A 25260-nucleotide genomic window follows, 5' to 3' on the forward strand; every position below is an offset into this window, starting at 1 on the left:
CCCGCTCAGCCGAAGCCGCGAACCCCGAGCCCCGAGCCCAGAGCCCGAGTTCGGGCCTACAGCTAGCTTCGCTGGGCCCTGCGGCGCTCATCCGGCTCCTGTCCGCGCCGGTCGACGACCGCCCGTTCCAGCACCGCGCTCGTCTCGTAGACGGTCCCCGCCGCGGCCCGCCCGGTGTCCCGGCTGAAGACGGTGCGTACGCCGAGGTAGTCGAGGGTCCCGGGATCGAAGATCCACTCCGTGCGGGTGCCGTGCCGGGTGTCCTCACGGGCGATGGCGATGCCGTGCCTGCCGACGGCGTCCACGGCGTCGGGCACCTCGGTGACCCCGGGAACGCGGGCGGTGGCCCTGTAGAACGCGGCGGCCGTCGTGGGCGGCATGATCTGTTCACCGACGAGATCGCCGATCCGGTCGAAGACCGCCTGATCCCTGTCCTCCCCCTTCTCGACCGGGGTGTCGGCGTAGAGCAGCTTCAGCAGGGCGTCGGGATCGGTGGGCAGCGAGGCGAGCCAGGCGTAGGTGGGCCGGTGGAAGCCCGCAGGCACCGCCGAGTCCCCGGGATCCGTGCCGTCCGGCACGCCGACCTCGATCGGCCAGTCCTGCCCGTACTCGCGGATCAGCCCGACGTCGGTCACGGGCCCCTGCCGCTGCGACAACCACACCTGCCGCTCGTGCGGCTTCCCGAGCTTGACGGGCCCGTCGAAGACGCCTTCGTTCCCGGCCCCCGTGCTGCGCACGTACACGAACTGACCATCGCCCACTGCCTCGACGTCCGTCCGCAGGGCGACGGCGGCGATCCGCCCGAGGGTCGCGACAGCACCAGGGCTCCCCTCCGCCGTACTGCTCGCGCCGGGCCGCACCGGCGTACCGCCGCCGTCCCGCCCCGCACCGAGCCCGGCGGTGAGCCCTGCGGCCAGCGCGGCGGCGACGACACCTGCGACGAGAGCGGGCCGGGAGAACCGTCGGCCCCAGGACGGTGACGGCCCCCCGCCACCGGCGCGCCCGCGGACGCTCCCGTGGGCACCACCGGCACCGCCACCACCAGCAGAAGCACCGGCACTTCCGGAATGTTCGGCACTTCCGGTACCTGCGGTACTGCCGGTGGTATGACCGGCGGTGTCCCTGTCGATGAGCTGCATCAGAACGTCCTTGTGATGGGAGCGACGCCCGGGAGGCAGCGCCTGCTCCGCGGGACCGGCGGGCAACAGCCCTTCCAGTTCCCGGAGTTCTTCGAGTCGCTCGCGCTCGGGTCCGACCGGAGTGGAGTTCATCGGGCTTCCTCCTGAAGGGGCAGGACCGCGAACGCGGTCTCACTCTCTACCTCTCCGCGACGGGAGCGGGGTTCCGTACGCCGTCGCGGACCGGGCCGTCCCCCGGACGGACCGGTCCGCCCCGGCTCCCGTACGCCAGAGCCCTCGACGTGGGAGGCCGCGACGCCGGAGCCCCCGGGGCCGGAGCCCGCGACGCCGGACTCCCGTACACCGGACTCCCGTACGTCGTCCCGGTCGACGATCTCCCGCAGCCGGGCCCGGGCCCGGGACAGCCGCGACCGGACGGTCCCCACGGGCACCCCGAGCGCCTCCGCGGCCTGCGCGTAGTCGAGCCCACCCCACACGCACAGGGCGATGACCTCCCGCTCGTGCCGCCGCAACCGCCCGAGCACCCGCCGCACTTCGGCGAGCCGACGGGCGTCGTCGATCCGCCCGGCGACCTGCTCGGCGAAGTCGCCGACCATCGCGTCGGCATCGGCGCCGGCGACGGCCCGCCGGGCGAGAAAGGCGAGCCGTCGCCGAAGCCCCCGGTCGGCGTTGCGGGCCTTGTTGGTGGCGATCCCGAACAACCACGGCCGCAACGACCCACCCTCGACGGCCACTTCGCCCCGCCCCCGCCAGGCGGCGAGAAACGTGTCCGACATGACCTCCTCGGCCATGGACCAGTCCCCGGTCAGCCGGAGGGCGTGGTTGTACACGGCCGTCGCGTACGACTCGTAGAGCTCGGCGAACGCCGCCCGCTCCCCGCTCCGCACCCGCCCGCGCAACCGGTCGCCGTCATCGTCGTCCCCGGCCTCTGCGTTCTCTCTGATGGACCTCACACCTCTACCTCTCCGGGCCGGAGGAGGCAGTTCCCGTGGCGTCGATCACAATCCCCGTACTGGGTCCAGAGGGCTACCAGGGCAGCGGCCCCTCCGCGTCGAGGAACCTCCCGGTCGGTCCGTCGGGCCCGACCCGCGCCATCCGGACGATGATCCCGGCGCCCTCCTCGACGCTCTGGACGCCGGTGTTCCCGTTGAGGTCGGTCCTGGTGAAGCCGGGCTCCACCGCGTTGATCCGCATGTCCGGGAACGCCTTCGCGTACTGCACGGTGACCATGTTGACGGCGGTCTTCGAGGCCGGGTAGGCGACCCCCGGATAGGCGTACGCCGGAGTGTCCGCGTCGGAGACGCGGCCCAGCGAGGCCAGTCCGCTGCTGACGTTGACGATCACGGGCGCGGACGAGCGCCGCAGCAGCGGCAGGAACGCGTGGGTGACGCGCACGGTGCCGAAGACGTTCGTCTCGAACACCTCCCGCAGGTGTTCGGCGGTCACCTCCGCGGCGCCGACGACGCTGTTGCCGGCGCCCCGGCTCTCGATGCCCGCGTTGTTGATCAGTACGTCCAGTCCGCCGCCTGCCTCGACCGTCCTGGCCGCGGCCTCGACGGAGACGTCGTCGGTGACATCGATCCGGACCCACCGCGCGCCCAGCCGCTCGGCGGCGCGCCGCCCGCGCTCGGCGTCACGGCTCCCGACGTAGACGATGTGCCCCGCGTCGACGAGCCGCCGGGCGGTCTCGAACCCGAGCCCCTTGTTGGCCCCGGTGATGAGCGTCGTGGTCCTCGTGTTCCTCGCGGCCCTGTTCGTGTCCGTGTCTGCGTTCGCTGTCATGCCTCCAGGCTGTGGCCGGCGGCGGCAGCCGGCCAGGAGTCCTGTCTTCCTGGGACTGCCGGTACCAGGAAGACAGGAGCCGGGCGGTGCACAGTGGGGACATGGCGAGCACGGACTTCGGCCGTACGGTACGACGGTGGCGGGACAGGGTGCCCCCGGAGGCGGCGGGACTGCCCTCGGGCGGCCACCGGCGCGCCCCCGGCCTGCGCCGCGAGGAACTGGCGATGCTGGCGGGCATCTCGGTCGACTATGTGACCCGCCTCGAACAGGGCCGGGCGGAGAACCCGTCGGAGCAGGTGGTGGAGGCCCTGGGCCGGGCGTTGCGCGTCTCCCCGGCCGAGCGCGAGCACCTCTTCCGCACCGCGGGACTCGTACCGCCGGGCCGGGGCACGGTACCGGCGTACATCGCGCCGAGCGTGCACCGCATGCTGGACCGCCTGACGGGGACGCCGGTGGCGGTCTCGGACGCGTCCTGGACGCTCCTGCTCACCAACCCCCTCTACACGGCGCTGATGGGCGAACGGCACGGCCGCGAACGCAACGGCGCCTGGCGCGCGTTCCTCGGCACGGGCGACCGCGTCCGCCACACCCCGGAGTCCCGCCGGGACCTGGAGGCCGCGGTGACCGCCGACCTGCGCACGGCGGCGAGCCGCTACCCCGCGGACCAGCACCTGCGTCGCCTGATCACGGACCTGCGCGCGAACAGCCCCCGCTTCGCCGCCCTGTGGGACGCCGAAGCCGTGGGCCACCACGAGGCCTCCCGCAAGACCGTCGACCACCCCCAGGTAGGCCCCCTCACCCTGGACTGCGACGTCCTCTCCGTCGCCGGCAGCGACCTCCGCATCATGATCTACACAGCGGAACCGGGCACGCGGGACGCGGACCGCCTGGAACTCCTGTCGGTGCTGGGCCCGCAGCCACTGATCGAGGAGGGCCGGCAGGCCCCGGCGTCCGGGGCGCCCGCCGTCCGGCGCAGCGACTCCGGGCGCCCAACGGGCCCAGGGATCAGTGACTCCCCGCCAGAGTGATCCGGCCGGTCAGCAGGACGTCGTGGTTCGCGAAAGAGTGCTTCTTTCAGGCGACGACCTGGCCCCTAGACAAGCCCCATCGTTGCAGGTCGGGAGCACTCTCTGCGTTTCTGATCACCCATCGGACGCCCTGCACGCGAAAGCGCGAGGTTAAGCCGACACTCCCCGTTCGGGACGCGCTCGTCCGCAAGTTCTTGCAATGTGAGCCGATCCGGTGGCCGGCGTACCGGCCTCGAACGGCCAAGGCGTCAGCGAGTGAAGAAGCCTGGCACTCGACCGTCCGGTGTCCCGACGAGGGCTGCCCGGTCGAGCAGGATGTTGTTGTTTTCGCAGCTCGTCTCGGGGAGCAGTAGACAGGCATGGCAGGCGGCCACGTTCAGGCTGTCCGCGCCGCTCGACTCGGACTCCATGCACAGGGGGTCATTGGAGCACCAGCTCGCTCTGTGCAGGGCAGCCCGGAGCGAGGCTTCGAGACGGTCCGGTTCACCCTGGGCGACGACGCCGCCGAGGCTGCCGGCGGAGTCGCTGGTGGCCGTGTAGACGAGTACGCCTGCCATGTCTTCCTCGCCGTAGATCCGCTCGCGAAGGGAAGCTGCCGGGTAACCGCCGTCCAGGCTCCATTCGTTGATCAATATGTGTGCCAGGGCATGTAGAAGGAGAAAACGGGGCGTGGCGGGTGAGGGCGGAACCGGCTTGTCCGAGTCGCCCACGCGTGCTGCCAGCAACCTCTCGTGATTTTCCCGGATCTGGGCGGCGCGAGCGACCTGCCCCGGTTCCTGCTCCCAGACTCGCAGCCGCTCGGGGTCGAGACGAACGAACACCCCTTCACCGCTCACTTCGAAAGCCGGCAGCCAACTCGGCCGGTCCAGAGAGATCGCGGCCTCGCGCAGTGCGGAGTCCGCCGGACTCGGTTCCTCCACGCGCCGGAACGACTGCAGTGCCCGAACCTCGCGCAGCCGCTTGACCAGCATCACCTGAGTCAGGCCACGGGACGAGAGCAGAGCACCGATCGGAGTGGTGGGGGGCTCGCAGACGAACTCCTGCTCCTGGTCCGCGACCTCGGGGTGCGGCGTGGACAGGCTCTGGTACTCGCCCTCGTAGATCTCCTGCCGGTAGTTGCGTGCGTGCTTGGCGATCTTCGTACCATCGGCCGGCTCCGTCGTGGCGGCCTCGGCCGTGCGCCTCCGCTCCACCTCGGCCACCACGTCCTTCCCGGTGTACTCCGGGTGGTGACGCAGCAGTTTCTGCATGCGCACGTACGCCTCGATGGAGGCGGCATCCTCATGTTTGAAGATTTCGTAGTACGGCGCGACGATCCTGGCGATGCCCTGGCTCCACGGGGGGATGGACAGGGCCGAGTACATGACCGGGAACCACACCGAGGAGGAACCGCGCTGGAGGGTGCGCGGTGGCTCCTGGCAGCTCACGGCGGGAGCGTCCTTGAGCCAGGGGCTACGGCCGGCGCACCGGATGCCGAGGTCCTTGAGTGCCTGCCGTCGGAACGACCCCTCCATGGACACCTCCTCCACCCCACAACTGCAACCGATCAACACGGCACGCAGTGATGCGGTCGAGCCGTCGGCCCGGAACGTCAGTTGCCCCCCGCAGGCCCCGGATGTCGTCCGGTTGCCCCTATGGAGCCACTTCCAGTAGGGGAAATCCTCCAGATGGCCGTGCGTGCACGCGATCACGAAACGGGACGGGACCAGGTTCTCCTGACAGGTCGAGCACTCGGCCCGACCGGCGGGCGAGTTGAACTTGCGGAAGGGCTGCAGTTGATGGCAGTTGGGGCATGAGTACATCTCCGGGAAGCGCACTGCCCGTACGCCGTCCCGGGCCTTGTCGGGATCGGGAGCCGGTGGCATCCGGAAGCCGGAGACGCCCAACTGCCAGGCCAGACGGGGCTCCGAGATGACGGGAGCCTCGGAGATGTCCCACGAGTCGATGCCGCGGACGAGGAAGGACTCGTTCTCCACCGCGATCATGGCTCCGACGCCGTACGTCGTGATGAGCTGGGCCCGGCGGATCTCTCCGAGCCTGCGGGCGGTACGGGCCGGGGTCGACGGGAGGCCACGGCGACGGGTGCGAGGCGGGGCGGGGCTCATGGTTCAGCGCTCCTCGAAGAAGGTGGACGAGGCGTCGACGTCGCGCAGACTCCACAGTGTCTTCCACGGCGAGGCGTCGGGCGACTCGTCGTCGTAGTTGGCCAAGAGGGCGGGCACGCGGGAGCCGCGCGGAGCCTCGTACACAAGGTTCGGGCTTGCCAGCGCTTCGTCCTGCCACCATCCGACGAAGTCCTCGAAGGCCGCCGTGGTGGACTCGAGCTCGGCCGGCTCGACCACCGCCACCCGGTCGAGCAGGAGGGTACCGACCGTCTCGCGGAGGTCCACCACGAAGTCCTCCACGCGTGATGCCGCGTCGTTGTCCCGTGCGGCCGGCAACATCAACCGGGCCAGAGCCACCACCACGGCGTGCAGTCCTCGGTCGCGGGCCCGGGCGGAGAAGGGAGTCACGCTGGTGGACTCCACCTCGCGGTACAGGGCCGAGTGGAAGCTCTGGAAGTCCTCGTAGTGCGAACGGTCCCGTGAGCGAGTGGAGTTGAGCATGATCGCGACGAGACCGGGATGTTGCCGGCCGACCCGGCTCGTCGCCTGGATGTACTCCGCGGTGGTCTGCGGTTGACCCATCACTGCCATCAGCCCCAGTCGGTCCACGTCGACTCCCACGGAGATCATGTTGGTGGCGAGCAACACATCCAGTACGTCCGGCATAGGGAGATGTCGTTCCACGGCCTTGAGCCGGCGGGAGATGTCGCTGGAATTCGCCCGGCTGCTCAACTCTGTGAGGGCGTCGGCGCGGCGTACTTTGACTCCGTCACGCAGCGCGAGGTGTCCCAGACGCTCTTGGACGTCGTCAAGGACCTGGAGCTCCGCCGCCGAAAGCAGTCGCAGGCTGTTGAAGTAGCCGATCAGGGTCCAATAGGCGTCCTTCACCTCAGACGGAGCATCATGAGTGTGAGCCCGATGGAGCAGCGACGCGTACACCCGGATCAGCAACGTGGCCTGACTGGTGCTGGAGGTCAAAAGGCCGACGTAGCGGCGGGCCGCCTTCCGCTCCCGTGGCGTCTCCACGGCGAACCAGGAATCCCGGGAGTCGAGGCCCGAGGGCGGAAACTGCTCCACCGAACGGGCGAACAGTCGGGTGCCCTGCTCGTCGGCGCGTCGGATGGTCGCGGTCGAGGCGACGACCTTGGGGCGATCCGCCAAGGCGTCCACGGCCGTCTCGTACAGGCCGGTCAGCGTGCCGAGCGGGCCCGAGATCAGATGGAGCTCGTCCTGGACGATGAGTTCGGGCGGTCGCACTCCGTCCACGTCCCGGTTGAACAGGGCCGCCGACGCGGGTCGCCACGGCATCGAGGCGAACTTGTCGACCGTTGCGATGACCAAGGTCGGTCGATGGGCGTAGATGGCTTCGTCGATGAGGTGTACCGGCAGTCCCCCCCAGTGGAAGTCGCACGTGCCGGAGGGGCAGTTGACGGTCATGCGTACGGCGCTTTCATCGACCGAGTAGTCCGTTGCCCGCAACGATTCGCCGCACCAAGGGCAGTTGCGCAGTTGGACCGGGTTCTCGGTCTCCAACTGGAAATTCTCGTTGCGCCCGAGATCGGCCAGTTTGCTCGTGGCGACGGCCAACGTGTTGGGGGTCGCCGAACGACCCACCCACATGCCGATGGAGATCTCCTCGTGCCCCAGGCTCGCCGGGTCGGCTGCCCGCAGTAGTTCCATCGCGCAGATGAGCGCCGCTGCGCGCTCGAACTGTTGGAGGGTGAGCAGTCGGAGCGTGTACCGCATGAGCACCGTGACGCCGGCCCCGGCATCCCCGCCCCGGAGGCGCCTCAGGAAGGTGGTGAAGGCGATCAGGCCGAGGTACGCCTCCGTCTTGCCACCACCTGTGGGGAACCACAGCAGGTCGGAGACTTTTCGGTCTTCGTGGTCCGGAGCGACGATCCCGGCCAGGCAGAGCAGGATGAAGGCGATCTGGAAGGGCCGCCACCGCCCGGCCTGGTTGTCCGGTTCGCCTGACCTGCCGTCCTTGATCCACGCGGTACGTGCCCGCTGGTCGGCCATCGCGAGGTTCGCCAGCCGGAACGCGCGCAGAATGTTCGGCTGCTCGGTGTCCTCCAACAGATCCACACCTTCGCGCATCCGGCGCAGGGCTTGCCGGCAGAGCTGGACCTGTTCGGCCGCGATCTTGCCGTGCTCCGTGTCGTGCAGCAGGCGAGCCTGACCTTCTTGGGTCTCGATCCACCGCTCGTATCCGCTCAGCAAGGTACGAAGGGCCGAGACGACTTCGTGGGCCGGATCGGTTCCCAGCCGGTACATGGCCAGCGCCTTGTCGTCGATCTCCGGGTTGGAGTCCGTCAGCAACACTTCCTGGGAGGGGACGAACTCGGTCCGCAGGGTGGCGACGGCCGGACGATCGGTCGATACGGATCCCACCGGAGGTGGCGGCCAGTCCCAATGCGCCGCGCAGCCATGGCCGGTGGCGAAGCTCGGAGCATGGCGGTACAGGAGGCGGCTCAGCGCATGTTCCGAGTCGACCGCGTCCAGAGCGGTCGGCCGTGCCACGAACACGGGGCTGCTGCCGTCCTCAGCGGTGACGATCAGCTCCGGTTGGTAGAAGCAGTGCGCGTCCCGGAGGTCGAACTGGCCGACCTGCAGACTGTTGACGACCGTGGCCGTCACGGTCACCGTCCCGTCCGACTCGGACCGGGGGCGGACCAGTACACGCAGTTCCAGCCCGGGATGGAGGCCGAAGGGGGCGAGCAGGCCGGACTGCGTGACGTCCACGTCGACGGGCTCGATCCGCAGGGCGGAACGACGCCAATGTTCCCGCTGGGCCTTCGTGCTGCGTGCCTCGGTCCGCTTGGCGGACACCGGGTTTCCCTCGGCGTCCTCGGGGGTGTAGACGGCAGCGTGTACGGTCAATCGAATTCGCGCGGATACGGTCGGATCCACGGCGAATGTCAAACCGAGGGACGACGGCATCCGGACGTTCGCCAGCGAGACGCCCAGATCGCCGAAACCTTCCTCGATGTCCCGACGGGTGCCGAGTGACACCACGTCGAGCCCGTCCCGCTCGTACTCCAGCTCCCCCTGTTCGGCCGGACCACTTTGGGGCGAGACACCGGACCGGTCCGGCTGCGAGCGCGGGAAGAGCACGCCGATCGGGTACATGGTGATCGGCGCATCGTCCGTGAGAACCTCGTCCGGACCACCCACGGGGCCGAGCAGGTCTTGCCGCAGGGCACCGAGGAGCGAATCGCACACCTCGTAATGTGCCTGGTGAGTCGACCCGCTCATCCTTCGTTCCCTTCCGGTCCGTCCGTGTGCCAGTGGAACCGCCCCAGACCGCACAACCGGGGTGCGACCCACGCGCCGTGCGTACCCAGCCCGGCGGCGTCTGTCGCCGCAGGACTGCCCGCCACGCTCTCCACGCATTCGACCCGTAGACCCGTGATCAGCGGCGGCCAGCGATCGACCTCAGAGTGCGCGGTGCGGCGCAGCATTCGGTGCAGGTCGGTGCGGAAGCGCTCCGACATCACCGCGATCTGTCGGCCGCCGACCACCACTGCGTACGGTGGGGACTGGTCGGCGGCGATGGGGATGCCGTGCAGCAGCACGAGCTCCGCCTCGGCACCGGCGGTTACGTCGGCCAAGAGGTACCGTGACACCTCCGCAGCGTCCTGGTGAATTCCCTCCGTGCCCGGAGGCTGCTCGTGGGACACGTCCGAGCCGATCAGCTCGATTCCGTTGCGGGCCCAGGTGCTGCGACCACCCAGGTACCAGCGGTCGATCCTCTTGTCCTTGCGGAGGAGCCACGAGTTGGGGGCGTCCAGGACGTACAGATCGTCCCGGGTCCGGGTCATGGCCACATACAGCAGCCGGGCTTCCGCCGCCGGGTCGTAGTCGTACTTCTTCTTCCGGACTTGGGCCGGCTCTTTCAGCACGCGTGGTTCGACGATCAGGACCCGGTCGAACTCCAGGCCCTTGGCTCGGTGCATGGTCGAGATCACGAGCGAGGACGACTGAGCCGCAGTGAGCTCGTCGGGCAGCCGGCCCTCGGCGAGTGCCCGGTGCAGCCCGACGACATCGAGGGTGCCGCGGCCGCTGCCCCGCGCCACCTTGCGCACCGACCGCCACAGCGCCTCCCGTGTGCTGCCGTCAGGGACTCTCAGGTCGACCAGCAGTTCTTCGAAGCGTTCCCGGCTCAGAGTGGAGGCGCCGGTCGAGGCGAGGAGTTCGGCGATCCACACAGGGGCCGAGCGCTCGCGCGCCGACCGCTGCAATGTGTGGGGGACATCGGCGTCGGCCAACATGCCGGACAACGTCAGTGCCTGGCCGTTGTCGCGGCACAGGATGGTGGTGGTGTCGGGATAGTCGCGCAGCGCTGCCAGCACGAACTCGTCCTCCAGGCTCCCGAAGTTCGGTGCCGAGAGCAGCAGAGCACGCAGGTCGCCGTGGATACGCTCGGCCTCAGCGGCGGCCACGGCCCGATCGCGGGGCAGCCGCTGCAACTGGGCGCCGTAGGGCAGGGCCATCCGGGCAGCCTCGCTGCGGGCCCGGAAGTTGTCGCCCAGATGGATTTCCACCAGGTCCTCACCGAAGGTGGCACGCACCCAGGCCAGGAAGCGGTCGGTCTCCTCGGCCCGCTGATCCGGATCGGACACCTGGAATCCGTACACCGCCTGAGCCGAATCACCCACCACGGTGAAGCCGGTGTTCTCCTGGAATCGGTCGAGCAGGGCCTCGACCATCTCCCGACGGACCCCCACGAGGTCCTGAACCTCATCGATCACCACATGGGCGGGCAGGTACTCGCCGCCCTCGACCGCCCCCTTGTCGATGGCTTCGGTGGCGGCCTCGATGCGTTCGTCGAAGGTGTACGTTCCCCAGTCCGTGTCCGGGTAGGCGCGGTTGAGCAGGGCTGCGGCCCAGGCGTCGAAGGTCTGCACACGAATCCGCTGCGCGGCGGCGGCGTGCCGCTCGATCCGCTCGGTGAGTTCGCGAACGGCGGCACGCGAGAAGCTGAGCACCAGGATCTCCCCGGCCTCCAGTTCCTCGCGCTCCACCAACACGTCGAGCCGCCGTACGAGGGTGTGCGTCTTGCCGGCGCCGGCGCCGGCCGTGACCAGTATCCGGGCGTCCCAGGGCTGGTCCACGACGGCCTGCTGCGCGGCGGTGAGTCGATGCTCGGGGAGCGGGGTGACGGTCACTGGCCCTCGCTCCACAGGTACTCGAACTCGGTGAAGGCGAGTTCCTCACCGAAGTTCGTGATGTTGTCCCGCACGTTCAGGATCAGGCAGCTCTCCTTGCCACCGTTCTTCGGGCCGCGCAGACCGCGTCCGATCATCTGCTGGTAGATGTTCGGGCTGTACGTCGGGCGGGCCACGACCACGACGCGGGTGGCCGGTGCGTCGAAGCCCTGGGTGAGCACGCCGTAGTTGGTCAGGACCTGGATCCTGCCCTTGCGAAAGTCGTCGATCCGCTTGCGTCGTTCGTTGGGGGGCGTGGTCGAGTCGATCGCGGCGGCCTTGATGTCCCGGTCACCGAGCTTGGCAGCCAGTAGCTTGGCGTGGGCCACGGAGGTGGCGAACACCAGCACCGGCCAGTCGGAGGGCATGGCGACGATCTCGTCGACGATGCGCTGGCTACGTCCGTGGTCCTCGGCCAACCGCTGCTCGGCGCCCTTGGGCAAGGTGGAGAATTTCTCGGACTGGGCACGCTCGTCCGCCGTGAGCGCGATGTCGGCGCCCACCAGTTCTCGATGCTTGACCTGGGCCAGGACACCGATCTGCTGCAACCCCTTGATGGCGACGGACAGATCGCCGTCGAAGACGCCGGTGTCGAGGCGGCTGCCGAACCGCTGCACCAGCAGCCGGGTCAGTTCCTCGTTGTTCCGGTACGGGGTCGCGGTGAGTCCGATCAGATGACGACTGGTGCGGCGGTGCGTGAGGTCGAGCTGTTCGAGCAGTCGTGTGTAGCGCGGGGACATCGCGGTGTGCGCCTCGTCGATGATGACGAGTTCGGCAGCCTCCCTCAGCCAGGCGTAGTCCTCCTTCTCCAGACAGTTGTCCAGTTTGGCGTCGGTGGCGACGACAAGGTGCGGACGTCCGTCGACGGGCGTCGCCTCGTTCGAGGCCCAGAGCCGACTGATGACCAGGGGTAGCTCGGGACCCACCTTCGACCAGACGAATTTCCAGCTCTGCACGGCCTGCTCGCACAGCTCCTCGGTCTGGGCGATCCACAGGACCGGACCGGGCAGATCCTCCCGATCACGGATCCACCGGATCACTCCCTCCGCTGTGACGCGTGTCTTGCCGGATCCGGTCGGCAGGCTGAGCATGCCGCGCTGGGGCATCCGGTTCTCCAGCAGGGCGAGCAGCGCCTGCGCGAGTTCCTCCTGGTAGGGGTGCAGGGCAGGGAACTCGGACGGACCGTCGATCTCGAGGCGGGGCTCCAGCGAGGGCACCTGGGCGCCGGCGAAGGAGTCAGGGAACCCCAGGTCGGTGACGAAGCGCAAGGCCTTCGTGTTCCCGGTGAAGGAGCTGGGGGCCCGAGTGGGGAAGTCCAGGGCGAGATCCCGGGAGTGGACCCGAAGGATCGCTTCGCCGTGGGCGTTGAAGGCCATTTCGGCAATGCGCCGAGGGTCCGGTTCGGCGCCCTGCTCCTGGATCTCGCTCTCCATGAGGCCGGGCGGAAGCTCGCCACGCAGGGCCTCCTCACCGATCAGCAGAGCGATCTTGTCGATGATGCTCTCGCTTTCCCGCACAGCGCGCAGTCGCCTCAGCAGGGCTTGGTCCTGCTCCTGCCTGTCTTGGAGAGCAAGAGCCTGGCCGCAACCGGCCACGCCAAAACCCCACTTGAATTCCTCATCGGCGGCTTGCAGCACCTGTAGCCGGTCGAGGGAGTCCAGCACGAAAAGAGTCTGGCCCTTCTTCGCGAAGCTGAGCGGCTTCCGCTTGCTGCCCATGGGAGTGCGCACCACCTGCTCAAGCTCGGAGCAGCGCTGGATCTTGTAGCTGCTGCCGGCCTGACCGAGGCGCGCCTTGACCGTCGTGAACTCCTCGAACAGGGACACGGCCCGGCCGGTCTTGACGGGCTCGAGCTCTCTGCTGATGACGTCGGAGACCTTGAGCATGCCCCATTCCTCGATCATCTCCTTCGCCGTGGCCACGTCCGCCTTGTCGGTGACCAGGAGCGCGGGGAGGCGCTCACGGACGAGCTCCTTGAACTCCACCTCGTTCAGCGCGACGGCGATCTCGTTGTCGGCGCGTCCTTCCCAGGAGGACCCCACCCGACAGCGGGTGAGCACGTCTTCCGGGAACTCGAAGCCGACCCGGTGCAGCAGGGCGTACGCACGACCTATGAAGGCGTCGTCCTCGCTCTTGAGCACGAGGTCCAACAGCTTGCCCCAGCGTCGGGTGGGCACCTCGTCGGAGGTCGTGGGCATGTTGAGCTTCCGCGCCGCCTCCTCCGAGATCTCGGCGACAGGGAGCACAGCACGGTAAGCCTTGAGCTGAGGACCGACGGCCTCGGACACCCGGGTCAGTCCCAAGGAGGTCTTCACGAGGCCATGTTTGGAGATCATCCAGCGCAGCGGGGACATCACGGCCTTGCGGGTGCTGGCGGTGGCTCCGTACTGCATCTGCCAGTGCTGCGAGATGTCGGACGCCGGCAGGGCCGCCACGAAGGCTGCGCGGCCCTCCTCGGACAGCGCGGGCAGCAGGTGCAGCGGTCCCAACGTCGGAGCACCTTCGACGGAGAGGCGGGAGATGCTGGGCCGGGGGGCGGCGCTCGGCAGACTGCGCAGGTGCGAGTCGTGAACGACCTGTCGGTACTCCTCGAACCACGTTTCCTCGTGGGGCCGGTATCCGCCGGTAGGGCGATCGAACAGCCCTAGGTCGCGGAAGACCGGTCTGTCGCTCTCGTGGAAATCCAGGTCGACCACGATGGCCTTGTCGCGGTTTCCGTCGCGGGGCACCACCGGTCCGGGTAGGAGGCAGTCGCGCATCGGCCTGTAACGACCGTCCACGGTACGGACGCGCAGCGTCTTCAGCGGCCTGGGCACCTTGGCACGAATGCGGTCGACGTTCGCGCTACCGCCGGCGCTGCGCAGCAGGATCCAGAAGTTCGACCACGAGTTGTCGTCGTAGTTGTCGAACCCTTGATCGAGGACGCCCTCGAACCGTCCCTGCGCATCGGCGACCCTGATGCCGATGTTGTGCAGATGCCGCGCCATTTCGGGGCGCTCGGAGATCCACGGGTGGACGTAGACCATGTCGTCGCGGAGCGTGTCGGCGGAGGTTCGGTGGAAGATCTCACCGGCTACGGGGGCGACGACCCCGTGCTCCTCGGTCAGCACGATCCTGGCCTTGCGGGCCTCGGCGGTAAGCGGGGAGTCTCCGCGCAAGCCTCCGGACTGATCCTTGAGCACCATCAGCGACAGGATCTCGATGGCGTGGCACGAGGCCTCCGCGGAGCCGTCGGCGACAAGTGCCTCGAGCCAGTCCTTGACGTTCTCAGGTGTCTTCCCGGCCGCGTCCAGGATGTGCGTCATCTTGCCGCGGCGGAGGGCGGTGTCGGAGGCGTCGACGGATGCGTGCACCCAGTTGGTGGGGCGGCCGCTGTACTCCGACCAGATCCGGACCCATTCCTTGTCAAGATTCGACGGCGTGATGAACAGATCGCGAGGGACCTGGAGTTCGCCGTTCTGGTCGGGCAGGGAGGGACGTTGGGCAGCTATTTCCCACACTTGCCGGAGGAAGTAGTCGTCGGCCCAGTTGAGCTTCTCCTTGGTGCGGCCCGGCAGCAGGGGAAGGTAAGCGGCAGGGTCCTCGGCAGGCACTAGCTTGGGCAGGGTATCGATCACCAACCGGGCCGCGACCTGCAGCAGTTCCCGGTTGAAGGGACTGCCGTCCAGAAGGTGCTGGCGATCCTCGTTTGTCTTCCACGGGGCGTTGAGGATGCCGGTCAGCGACACCTCGTACTTCGTCGGGAAGAACGCCCAGAACGACCCCCTGCCGCCGGGCGTGGTGTACAGGCCGTTGCGGACGGTGTATTCGGGCACCGCCCATGAGATCTCGAGCACCGGCCGGTTGTGCAACTCGCCGGCGGTGTCCGCGACCTTGTCAGTGGGGGAATGGGCGACAGAGAACACCTTCCACTGCTCGGTGGTCTGCTTGGCGCCGCGTGCCACTTCCTTGAGGGTGCGGTGGACGTCCTTGGATTCGACGGAGATCTCCCGGCGCGCGGGGGGCATGGAGCGCTCGTCGTGCAGGAGTACCTGTCCGACGTGGGAGGAGAACAGCTGGAAGTGGGCAGGAAAGGCTTCCGTCACCCGCCCACTGCGGCTCCTGTACCCGCTGATGTCCCGTCCGAGGCGCTCTGCGGCACCAGGCATCAGGGGCAGGCGGACGACGGTGGTGGCCCAGCGCAGGAGCTTGTCCAGCACGTTGTCGTCGGCACGCTCCTGTTCGACATCGAGGGGCCGGGCCATACGGAGCACCGGGGTGTCCATTCCGATGTCGCCCTGCCGGCCGATGGCCTGGGCGATCTCGGCGGCGGACCATTCCCGGTCGAAGCCGAAACCGAAGGCACCGTTCCCGCTGAAGAATTGGGGCGAGTCGCTCACGGAGAGCACGGACTTGATGCCGACGCCGAAGCGGCCGATCTGCCCGCCGCGCTTGCGCGAGACGCTCATACGCAGGATCGTCTCGGCACCCTCCGGCGTGACCGGGGTGCCTTCGTTCGCGCAGTAGAGGTGGGTTTCGGTCAGGACGACGTGCAGCTTGCCGCCGGGTGATGCCGCGATCTCGTCCGCCGCGTTCTGGACGAGTTCGAGCAACTGCCTTTCGCCGTAGCCGCCCTGGGTGATGCGGCGCTCACCGTTGGCGTGCTCCTGTATCAGCCCCGGGTCGACCTGATACGTCTTCAGGACGGTCGAGGACTGTCGGATCACGGTGTCGATCACGGGCGGGAGCGAAGGGTCGGCCAACTGCCGGTCGGTCATGTGGCACCTGTCTCGAACGAGAGAAACGAACCGAGGACACCGTGGGGGAGGGGGCGCCGGTGTGAAGCCGGCGCCCCCGGCTGAAGCAAATCAGGACAGCTTATGAGAAATGAGGGGGATCAGCTGTCGATAGTAGTGACCGTGGTGACGGTCGTGATCGTGGTGAAGGTCGTCGTCACGGTCACGATCGTCGCAGTCCGCTTGGCCGAGCGGATCTTCTTGGTGCGGGTGACCTTGATCTGGTAGGTGCGGGGGCTACCGGCGCGCCGGGGGGTGGCGGGGCGACGGGTGGAGCGGGACCTACGGGGCACGGGCGGGACGAAGGGGGTGGTTGTCTGCTCCGTGGGCTGGCTCTGCGCGTGGCGGGCGAGGCGACGCCGCTCCGACGCGAGGACCTGGGGGTGGATACCGTGACACATCAGGAGCTCTGCGCGGAGATCGGGGTCCTCCGTGTTGTCGTACTCCCTGATGAACCACGCCATCCAGGCCTCATCGTCGTTCATGTGGGTCCCCTCCCTGTGGGCGCGCGCCAACGAGCACCCGTGACTGGATGACGCAATGCAAAGACAGCTGTAACTGGTCTGAGGACAGAGCTCTCCGCCCCCCGGAGCAAGCGCATCCTCAACGGCCTTGGCCACGTGGGGAGTTGCCTAGGAGAACCGTAGCACGCAGCTTGTGTGCCGATCTGAAGATCGGAAGAAAATTCAAGCTGCCCTGCTGGCGCACGAATCGATCGTGCACGTCTAATGAAATTTGACAGCGCCGTTGACGTCAATCGCGATGCTATGGTGACGCTGCCCGGAACCGATGGGGAAGTGGGGCTATGGACGACGACACCGAGGACTTCGGTCTGTGGCTTGGGCGCCAGCTGCGCCGCAAGGGGATCTCGCAGGCGGAGTTCGCCAAGCGGCTGGACCTGACGCGCGCGGCGGTGTCGGCGTGGGTCACCGGCAGGGCGCAGCCGCGGGCGGAGGTGATGGTCAGGATCGCCGAGATCCTGGAGACGGACGTCGCCACCCTGGTCACCAGGGACGCCGACGCCGGATCGGCCCGACCGATCGGCTGGTATCACCGGATCGCCCACCATGACGGCGGCCGGGAGTACGGTAACGCGGCCGCCTTCGCCTTCGACGCGAACCTGGCTGTACTGGCCCGGGAGGTCACGCAGAACTCCCTGGACGAGCGGCTGGACCCGCGGCGTCCGGTGCGGGTGCGCTTCACCCTGCACGAGCTGACCGGTGAACACCTGCACTCCTTTCTCTCCGCGCTGAAGTGGGACGAGCTGGAGCCCCACTACACGGCGGCGGCACAGTCCCGGCAGAAGGTCGGCCGGGTCCTCGCGGAGGGGCTCCGGGCCTTGCGTGAGGACTCCTCTCTTCTGCTTCTCCGGGTGGACGACTACAACGCCTCGGGGCTTACCGGGCCCGAGTACGGGGACGGCCGGTACGCCGCTGTGGTTCGCCGGCAGCTCGACAGTCACAAAAGCGACGACCGGGCCGGTGGTTCGTACGGGCTGGGGAAGGCAACCCTGTGGGCAGCCAGTCGGCTCGGTCTGGTGCTGATCAACAGCACCCTGTCCGAGACATATGAGGGGCGGACGGCCCGCCGGGTGGTCGGACGTCTCGACCTACCCTGGCGAGAGGTCGACGGAGTCGCCTACGCCGGACCTGCCTGGCTCGGTGAGTCGGACACGGAGAAAGAGCACGAAGGTGTCTCCCGCTCCTGGTGGGCGGACGAGCGTGTGGTCGCCGATCTGCGACTCGATCGGGACAGCGACGATCCGGGAACTTCCTTCCTCGTCGTCGGTGCTCACGACGCGGCCGGCAACAACGACACCCTGGAGGACCTGCACGAGGCCCTCAGCCAGGCGCTGGCCGACAATTTCTGGGCCGCCATGACCTCCGGCCGTTCGACGTCGGCCACGCTGGAGGCATCGGTCCGCGCTCTTCGCAATGGTGAATTCGTGGTTCCGGAGAAGCGGGTCGATCCGCTCGATCGGCACCCGGCGCTGGCCCACGCACTCCGGGCGTACATCGACGGCGAGACGGTCGACGAGCTCACGGCCACCGGACAGGTCGCCGCCGTGGAGGTCGCCCTTGTCGTCCCGCCGCTGCGGGCCGCCGGGCGCAGGGCTGAAGGACACAGCCACCGCGCCGTACTCCTGGTCACTCCTGCCGCGGACAAGGATGAGGAGCACAGCCGTATCACCTGCATGCGCGGGACTCGCATGACTGTCACGGCCCGACGTCCTCGCGGCCTGCGGCCTGGAGTGGACCCCTTCCAAGCCGTCCTGCTCGCCGGTTTCGCCACTGGCGACGACGGCGCGGCGACCCACGCCGCCGAGGCGTTCCTACGAGCCGCCGAGCCGCCGGAGCACGACAGGTGGGGGGCGACGGAGGAACTCACCGCCGCCTATGCCAACGCGCCTCGGCGATTGACCGAGTTCAACGCGGCCATGGACGCAGCGTTGAGGGGTGTGATCGGCCGCCGGACTGCCGGGCAGGGTTCGACCGGCCCGGAGGTCCTCCGGAAGCTGCTGCGCCTGGATGCGCCCGCCGTAGGCAGTGGTCGTCGTGGCCAGGGACACCCGCTCGTGGACCGGGTCGTCGGGAAGGTGGACAGATACGGGGCCTGGACCTTGGACGTGACGCTGACCGTCCCACAGCGCGACAACCGCTGGCAGCTACTGCCGGTGGTCAAGTTCGATGTGCGATCAGGGGGACGTCCTTCGTTGGAGTGGGCGGAGCTGTCCGCGAAGGAAAACTGCGAGATCGTCGACGGCAGGCTGCTCGTCGATCCGGACGTACGGTCGGCTCGCTTCGGCGGCGTCACGGCTGTCGGCAGCCACCCGGTGGCCGCCGCCATGGCCGGTGTGATCGTGGACATTCAGCAGGCACGGGAGGCTTCGGCGTGAGCACCGTGTACGCGTACCCGACCTTGGTAGGGAAGATCGAGGTCACCGTCCGAGGGGCGAGCATAGACGGGAAGCCGCTGCAGCTCTCGCTGATCTCCCAACGCGATCAGGTCGTCGCCCTCCATCAGATCGAGCGGGACGACTGGACCGAAGGCGTACTCGATCTCGAAGTCTCCCTCCCCATGGACGAATTGGCCGACGGCCCGTGGTCCGGAGTCACCTGTGTCGCCGTACTGTCCGAGGGAGCCACCAACACCCGCAGGGTAAGTCGCCTGGAACGCCGTCGTGACGACACCCACTGGCGAGGCGAGGTCCGAGTGCGCCGCTCCACTCACGTGGCGCGCGCCGTCCTGGACGTGAGTGTCGTCGGCAGTCACGGTGGAGTTGACGGGCGTGTCCTCGGCACCACGGATAGGCCCTGGATCGTGGACCTCCTTACTCGCACTCCCACGAGACAACGCGATCTGGAGATCCTGGAGGAGGATTTCCGCGACGGTCCGCAGGAGTGGCTGCGTCCGTTCATGGATGCGCCTTGGTTGATCGACACCACCGGAGACGTGCCGGCCGTCCTGCTCAACACGTCCTTCGAAGGTCTTCCCGAGCTGCTGTCCGGTGCTCGTGGCCCGTTGGAGAAGGCAACCGCGGGACTGGTGGCCGCACAGATTGCGGGAGAGGCCTGGGCGACGATGTTCCACTCCGCGCTGAGCGACCTCGAATGCGATGAAGACGGCACCCCGCGCTTTCCTGGTGGATGGCGTGAGTCAGTGCTGCGCTCCATGCTTCCCGAGGTGTTTCCCGGGCTGCCCCTCTCGGAGGCCTTGGGCGAGGCCCTCAGCCGTCGAGGTGACGGCCGAGGATGGGCAGAGGTCCAGTCGCGGATTCAGTTCGCAGCAGGAAGACGCGGCCAGGTGCCCAAGAATCTGACGGCGGCCATCCGTGCCGTAACCCGTGCCCAGGAAGTGAGCCGATGAGCCGACTCCGCATCGAGCCCCCCGAACGGCTCGCGTTGCTCCCCGGTCACCGGGCCATGGCCTTCCTCACCCATGGGGTACGCGCGGGGCAGGACGGCCTGCCGCAGGTGGCGATTCTCCGGGCGAGCACGCCGATCGAGAGTGACTCCGTCCGGTGGAGCGCTGCCCCGGTGCGGGAGATCGTCGAGGAGGCGATGCACAGGTTCGATGCGGCGCGGACCGACGCCGATGCCTGGCTGGCGCCTCGGCTGCACGCGACCCTGCGGATGACCCGTGCTGAGGCGGCGACCCCGGATCTGTGGAACTTCCTGGCGCTGGCCGTGGCACCCGACTTTGTCTTGTGGCGCCACATGCCGCCCGGGGAGGCCGGCGACGGCACGCCCAGGAAGGTCAACAGCGCCAGATTCGTAGGCCCTCACTACAGCCAGGCCTTCGCCCGACTGTGGTGGGCCGCCGAGATGTTCCGGGACGGGCCTGATTACACCCCCGCGGAAATCGCCTGCCGCAATCAGGACATGACCAACACTGCGCTCCGGCTCGCTGTCATCGATCACAAGCCCACAGCACTGGCCCTGGTGCGGGTCCTCAAAGGGCTGACCGACGAGGGGGCCACACGACTCGGGGATCGGGTCAACGCGCTCTGTACGGCAGTCAATACGGCCGGCAGCACGCTCATGTACGAGGTGATCGCTCCGGACGAGGCGCCCGACCACCACGCGCTCACCGACTGGATCGACGATGCGGAATCGGCACCGGCGGTTCCGTGGGACCGGCTTCCCGGAGGGCCGGACGACGGCACCGCCCGGCGTTCCTCCTGCGAGGTACTGTCGCGGATGTTCGAGCGATTCGCCGCAGAGGCGCCGTTGCGTGACCGGGCTCGGTCCGGGACGGCGCACGCTTAGAGGGATCGCAGGACAGATGGCGCGTTTGCGGCGGTGGACGCGTGGGCGCAGTTCGATGTGCGCTCCGGCCTGCGTCCCACCATCGCGTGGGCCGAACTCGGCGGAGTGGACAACTGCCAAGTGGTGGACGGAACGCTGCGCTCGGACGAGGCACGCACCGCGACGTTCCCTCACTACGAGGCGACGACGCGATCGCGCCGGACGTCGAACGGGATGCCGGGGCGGTACAGAGATGGATCGACGAGGGTGAGGAAGGCCTGGCAGTGCCCCACCGCCCTCTTCCTGTCGGGCCTGCCGAGGAGCGCGCCCCCGAGGATTCGGTGGAGCGCTTGACGGACCATTTCGCGGACACGCCCGTATGCGGGAAGGAAGAGAGCGAGGAGGGGCCGGAGGAGGACTGATCCGAGCTCTTCGTCCTACAGGTGGGGAGGGCGCCAGGACTTCAGCGCCTCGATGGCTCGCTCCTTGCGGCTCTCGTCCAGTCCCAGTGCCGTGCACAGGACGTGGAGGGCGAGGAGCGGCGGGATCGCGTTGCCGATCTGTTGTGCGACGTCGGTGCCTTGCCAGGGGTACTCGACCGGGAAGGTTTGCAGCAGACCGATCTCGCGGAACGTGAAACGGTCCTGTTCCGGACCCAGTTCGGGCTCGCCGTCCGCGTTGAAGCCCTTGAGGTCGAACACCGTGTTGCGGCGCACCTTGCCGGTGACGGTGGCGGACGGCACGTCGGAGGCGCGGAGTCCTCGCTTCTTGGGGTCACCGCCCGACCCGTAGTTGGAGCGGACCACGAAGTCCGTGGAACGCGAATCCTTGAGCGCGTCACCCATGGAGACCCATGGCTTCACCGACTGGGGGGCCGGCGCCGTGGAGCCGAAGAGCGGGCTCTGCTGGAGGGCCTGTGTCCGCACCGTGGGTTCCGGAACCGCGGGGAGGCGCTTCGCCCCCTTGCGATAGCGCTGATGGGTCAGCGGCGGGAACTCGACATCTTGGCCCCTGCCGTCCCCCTGGTATCGGGCGATCAGCACGGCGCGACGACGCGTCTGTGGCACCCCGTACTCCTCGGTGTGCAGGATGTGACAGTCCGCGTCATATCCGAGTTCGCGAAGGATCTCGCGATACTTCTTCCAGACGGGGAGCACGGTAGGGACCTGCTCCAGCATCACCACCTCGTAGGGGTCGGCCTTGAGCTTCTTCTCGACGATCCATCGGAGAGGTTGGAGCACGAGCCCGGTGCGCTCGTCGGCCCATGCCAGTTCGTGGGCCCTCCGCTCCACCTCGGCCCAGGCCTTCTCCAGTTCCTCGACGCTCTTGCTGTTCCCCACGATCTCGGCCAGGTCCATCACCTCTTCGAGGGCTTTGTGGCCCTCTCGGTTGCCCGCCACCGAGTAGGTCTGGCAGGGCGGGCCCCCGGTGAGGACGCTGGCCGAGCGAACCTCGGGGTCGAGCGGGTTCACCTTCGCCACGTCGCCCACTTCGGTGGTGCGTAGACCGGCTGCGTGCCGGGTCGCTCGGGTCGACTTCTCCCACTCCACGCCGATGCTGGGTACTCCGAGCACCTCTGCCGCGATGTCCAGGCCACCCGGTCCCGCGAAGAGATCGACGATGACGGGCGGATCCTGCTTCGCGTCCGGATGAGGTGCTCGGGCCATGAGGTGAAAGTGTAGCCGGCCGGGGAAGGTGCCTACGTCCGTCTCGTGAGGCCGGTGGAGGGCCCGCGATTTCTGCTCTGAACAGGAAGTTCTTCGTTCAGGAACGGATTGCGTGGGCGATCGCCAGCCCGAGCGCCTCGCCCACCGGCGGCGGGGAGGCGTGGCCGATCTGCCGGTAGCGGGCCGTCTTCCTTCCGACGATCTCCCAATCTTTCGGGAAGCCCTGGAGCAGAGCGGCCTGGTTCACTGTGAGCCGCACCATGCCGTCCTTGCCGAGCTCCGGGGACCACACGAAGTCCGGTCCGGGGATCTCGTCGCCCAGCGAGTGGGCGTTCACTCCCATTTTCTCCCATTTTCGCTTGGTTCCGGCGGGCCCCAGGTCGGCTCCACCTCGATTCTTCGACCCACCGACCAGAGTCGGAGCCACCGAGGTCGCCTGGGCCGCCCATCGGTCGGCGTCCCTCCAGCCGGCCGACCGCATGGAGGATGCCAGGGCCTCGCCGGCCGACACATGGTCCGTCACGGTGGGGGAGGGGGGCCGGAACGAGGAGAACCACCCCTTCTTGAGTGCCACCAGGATTCCCTGCTTGCGGTCCTGCGGCACTGCGAAGTCGGCGGCGTTGAGGACGAACCAGCTGCACTCGTATCCGAGATGCTCCAGCTCGGCCCGGGCGAACTCACGGAAGTCGTGGAACCTGTCCGAGTCCGCGAGGGCGGGCACATTCTCGAGGAGCAGGGCCCGAGGCCTGACGGCGTGGGCGAGGTAGACGGCGGCCTTCAGGAGTCGTTCCTCCTCGCCCGACTCCGCTCGGGCGGCCGTGGCGTTGGACTTCACCCGGGGCAGTCCCGCGGACAGCAGGTCCACGTCGTAGCTTTCCGGGTGCTCGCTGGGGTCGAGGTCCATGAGGTCCGCTTGCAGCACATTCCACTGCGGTCGGTTGGTCCGCAGGGTCCGGCAGGCGTCGGCGTCCTCGTCCAGGAGCAGTGTCGGCTCGAAGCCTGCCCGCTCCAGGCCCAGGGCGAGCCCACCCGCCCCTGAGCACACGTCGACAAAGGTCAGCCGGCTCATCGATTCGTCACCGCCGCCGAGATGCGAAGGGCCACATCCTCCGGAGCCTCGTGCTCCCAGAATCGCAGCACCGTCCAGCCTTCCGTGGTCAGGTGCTCGGTCGTCTCCCGGTCCCGTGCCATGTTGCGTTCCAGCTTGGTCCGCCACCACTCCGCGTTGGACTTGGGGTGGGTGGCGTGCAGTGGGCAGCCGTGCCAGAAGCAGCCGTCGATGAGGACCGCCACCTTCGCTCGGGGGAACGCCACGTCGATCCGTCGTCGAGGCATGCCCGGGACGGGGTATTCCACGCGGTAGCGCATACCGCTCGCGTGCAGCAGCCGCCGTACGGCCAACTCGACACCGGTGTCCTTGCTCGCCTGCCTGCTCATGCGGGCTGAGACGCCGGGAGAAGAGGGCGTCAATTCGTTCACTGTCGTCATGCCTCACGAATGCATGTGGCCACGGTCGGCGATCGCCATGATCAGGGACTCACGGCCTCGGTTCGTCGCGTGTGTGCGGGCGTGTGGTGCAGGCCGGGAGTCCCAGGAGCGCCATGGTCTCAAGCTCTTGAGGCGGCCCCATGACACGCTTCGTAGCTGTTCCCCGACCCGCACCAACACTTTGCCCCCCGCTCCGGCGGCCACCCCGCGGCCCGGCCCCGGGCTGCCAGCGTCGTCGCGTATTGCGGGAGCAGGTCCGTGTCTGCCGGGGATGTGCCCTCCGAGGCTGCGAAGGCCTCGTACGACGGGACCGTGCCTGTCACGATGCCGAGGTTGGGCGTGCCCGAGGCGGACAGTTCGCGCAAGGACGCCTCTATGCCTGCCAGGTGCTGCTCGTGCGACGGGTATTCCTCCGTCAACGTCGGGTATGCGGCGACCAGTTCGGAGAGTTCCGCCGCCGGCCAGTGCAGGACCGCGACGGGGAACGGGCGGGACAGTTCCTCCCGGTAGGTGCCGAGTTCGGCGCGCAGCCGGGAGATCTCCGCCTGGAGCTCCGCCGGGTTGTCCGAGCCCAGGGACCAGACGCGTTTCGGGTCGTGGAGCTCGTCCAGGGGGACGGGGGACGTGTGGAGGGTGTCGGCGAGGACGTCCCAGTCGTCGTGGGGCGCGCCCAGCATGCGGCGGACGCGGTGGCGGCCGAAGAGGAGGGGGTGGGAGGCGTGCGGGACCTCCGTCGTGTCAGCCAGGAGCAGGGTCACCCCTTCCGTGAACGTCTTCTGCGCCGCCTCCAGCTCGTCGTGGGACTCCAGGGACTCCGCGACGATCACCCAGGGGGCGGGGTCCCGGGGGGCCGCGGCCCGGATGCCGTCGATGATGGCCCTGGCCTCGGCCTCGTGACCGTACTCCCACAGGTTGGAAGCCTTCAGGGCGCGGATCAGATAGGGGCTCTCCAGGTGCTCCGGGGCCTCGGAGGAGGACAGGAGGCGGTCGTACAGGGTCGTCGCTGCGGGGCGGTCGCCGGCCAGTTCCAGGTGGGCCGCGGCCTGCAACAGCAGGGCTTCCGCGTCCTCGGGATACAGGCCGGCGGTCCGCTCCAGGCGTGCCGCTTCGGCGGTGTGGTCGACGTTCTCGGCAGGCGTGTCGGGGCGCATGGTTGACACCGTAGCGCCGCCTGCTGACGAAAGAGAGATATCTGCAGGCCAGGAGGCGCGGATTGCCCGGCGCCACCCGGCGGAGGCCGCCCGTACCCGGCACGACCCGGCGGCAGCCGCCCATGCTCGGCGCCACCCGGCGGCAGCCACCCGTACCCGGCACGACC

At 68.6% G+C, this 25260-nt stretch carries 16 protein-coding genes; 4 read left to right on the forward strand and 12 right to left on the reverse strand.

Annotation, left to right across the window (positions count from 1 at the left end; genetic code table 11):
* Positions 1-62 precede the first annotated feature (62 nt).
* The 3 genes from OHS71_RS25385 to OHS71_RS25395 all read right to left on the reverse strand — a co-directional run bounded on the left by OHS71_RS25385 (position 63) and on the right by OHS71_RS25395 (position 2921).
* Positions 63-1271: a CU044_5270 family protein gene (locus OHS71_RS25385; RefSeq protein ID WP_328481637.1), complete on the reverse strand. Its 1209-nt coding sequence runs from the start codon at positions 1269-1271 to the stop codon at positions 63-65.
* Positions 1268-2038, reverse strand: coding sequence for an RNA polymerase sigma factor (locus OHS71_RS25390; RefSeq protein WP_328484639.1), 771 nt, complete (start codon positions 2036-2038; stop codon positions 1268-1270). The genes OHS71_RS25385 and OHS71_RS25390 overlap by 4 nt, the downstream gene beginning before the upstream one ends.
* Positions 2039-2165: 127 nt before the next feature.
* Entirely contained in the window at positions 2166-2921 is a 756-nt protein-coding gene (locus OHS71_RS25395; RefSeq protein WP_328481638.1) for an SDR family NAD(P)-dependent oxidoreductase, read from the reverse strand.
* A 101-nt stretch (positions 2922-3022) separates the two neighbouring features.
* Between OHS71_RS25395 and OHS71_RS25400 the strand changes: the two genes are divergently transcribed.
* Positions 3023-3949 carry a helix-turn-helix transcriptional regulator gene (locus tag OHS71_RS25400; RefSeq protein ID WP_328481639.1) on the forward strand — a complete coding sequence of 309 codons (927 nt, stop codon included), beginning with the start codon at positions 3023-3025 and terminating at the stop codon, positions 3947-3949.
* A gap of 248 nt (positions 3950-4197) precedes the next feature.
* Here the strand turns inward: OHS71_RS25400 and OHS71_RS25405 are convergent, their stop codons facing one another.
* The 5 genes from OHS71_RS25405 to OHS71_RS25425 form a co-directional block, all read right to left on the reverse strand.
* Positions 4198-6054 carry a DUF1998 domain-containing protein gene (locus tag OHS71_RS25405; RefSeq protein WP_328481640.1) on the reverse strand — a complete coding sequence of 619 codons (1857 nt, stop codon included), beginning with the start codon at positions 6052-6054 and terminating at the stop codon, positions 4198-4200.
* A 3-nt stretch (positions 6055-6057) separates the two neighbouring features.
* Positions 6058-9312, reverse strand: a complete 3255-nt coding sequence (locus OHS71_RS25410; RefSeq protein ID WP_328481641.1) for a helicase-related protein — start codon at positions 9310-9312, stop codon at positions 6058-6060.
* Positions 9309-11225, reverse strand: a complete 1917-nt coding sequence (locus tag OHS71_RS25415; protein WP_328481642.1) for a UvrD-helicase domain-containing protein — start codon at positions 11223-11225, stop codon at positions 9309-9311. The genes OHS71_RS25410 and OHS71_RS25415 overlap by 4 nt, the downstream gene beginning before the upstream one ends.
* Positions 11222-16021, reverse strand: a complete 4800-nt coding sequence (locus tag OHS71_RS25420; protein ID WP_328481643.1) for a DEAD/DEAH box helicase — start codon at positions 16019-16021, stop codon at positions 11222-11224. Before OHS71_RS25420 ends, OHS71_RS25415 begins: the two co-directional genes overlap by 4 nt.
* A gap of 119 nt (positions 16022-16140) precedes the next feature.
* The gene (locus OHS71_RS25425) at positions 16141-16524 is read right to left on the reverse strand and encodes a hypothetical protein (protein WP_328481644.1); all 384 of its coding nucleotides are present in this window, start codon (positions 16522-16524) and stop codon (positions 16141-16143) included.
* Positions 16525-16844: 320 nt separating this feature from the next.
* Between OHS71_RS25425 and OHS71_RS25430 the strand changes: the two genes are divergently transcribed.
* From OHS71_RS25430 to OHS71_RS25440, 3 genes are read left to right on the forward strand one after another with little or no spacing between them, the layout of a single operon-like run.
* On the forward strand, positions 16845-18935 hold the full coding sequence (locus tag OHS71_RS25430; RefSeq protein WP_328481645.1) for a helix-turn-helix domain-containing protein: 2091 nt from the start codon (positions 16845-16847) through the stop codon (positions 18933-18935).
* Positions 18932-19906, forward strand: a complete 975-nt coding sequence (locus tag OHS71_RS25435; protein WP_328481646.1) for a hypothetical protein — start codon at positions 18932-18934, stop codon at positions 19904-19906. Before OHS71_RS25430 ends, OHS71_RS25435 begins: the two co-directional genes overlap by 4 nt.
* On the forward strand, positions 19903-20808 hold the full coding sequence (locus tag OHS71_RS25440; protein ID WP_328481647.1) for a DUF6339 family protein: 906 nt from the start codon (positions 19903-19905) through the stop codon (positions 20806-20808). Before OHS71_RS25435 ends, OHS71_RS25440 begins: the two co-directional genes overlap by 4 nt.
* Before the next feature lie 416 nt (positions 20809-21224).
* Here the strand turns inward: OHS71_RS25440 and OHS71_RS25445 are convergent, their stop codons facing one another.
* The 4 genes from OHS71_RS25445 to OHS71_RS25460 all read right to left on the reverse strand — a co-directional run bounded on the left by OHS71_RS25445 (position 21225) and on the right by OHS71_RS25460 (position 25093).
* On the reverse strand, positions 21225-22454 hold the full coding sequence (locus OHS71_RS25445) for a DNA cytosine methyltransferase (RefSeq protein ID WP_328481648.1): 1230 nt from the start codon (positions 22452-22454) through the stop codon (positions 21225-21227).
* A gap of 97 nt (positions 22455-22551) precedes the next feature.
* Positions 22552-23523 (reverse strand): DNA cytosine methyltransferase, encoded by a 972-nt coding sequence (locus tag OHS71_RS25450; RefSeq protein ID WP_328481649.1) that lies wholly within the window; start codon positions 23521-23523, stop codon positions 22552-22554.
* On the reverse strand, positions 23520-23891 hold the full coding sequence (locus tag OHS71_RS25455) for a very short patch repair endonuclease (protein WP_328484640.1): 372 nt from the start codon (positions 23889-23891) through the stop codon (positions 23520-23522). The genes OHS71_RS25450 and OHS71_RS25455 overlap by 4 nt, the downstream gene beginning before the upstream one ends.
* Before the next feature lie 170 nt (positions 23892-24061).
* Positions 24062-25093 carry an SEC-C domain-containing protein gene (locus OHS71_RS25460; RefSeq protein ID WP_328481650.1) on the reverse strand — a complete coding sequence of 344 codons (1032 nt, stop codon included), beginning with the start codon at positions 25091-25093 and terminating at the stop codon, positions 24062-24064.
* Positions 25094-25260: the final 167 nt, after the last annotated feature.

Source organism: Streptomyces sp. NBC_00377, from assembly GCF_036075115.1.
Taxonomy (GTDB): Bacteria; Actinomycetota; Actinomycetes; order Streptomycetales; family Streptomycetaceae; genus Streptomyces.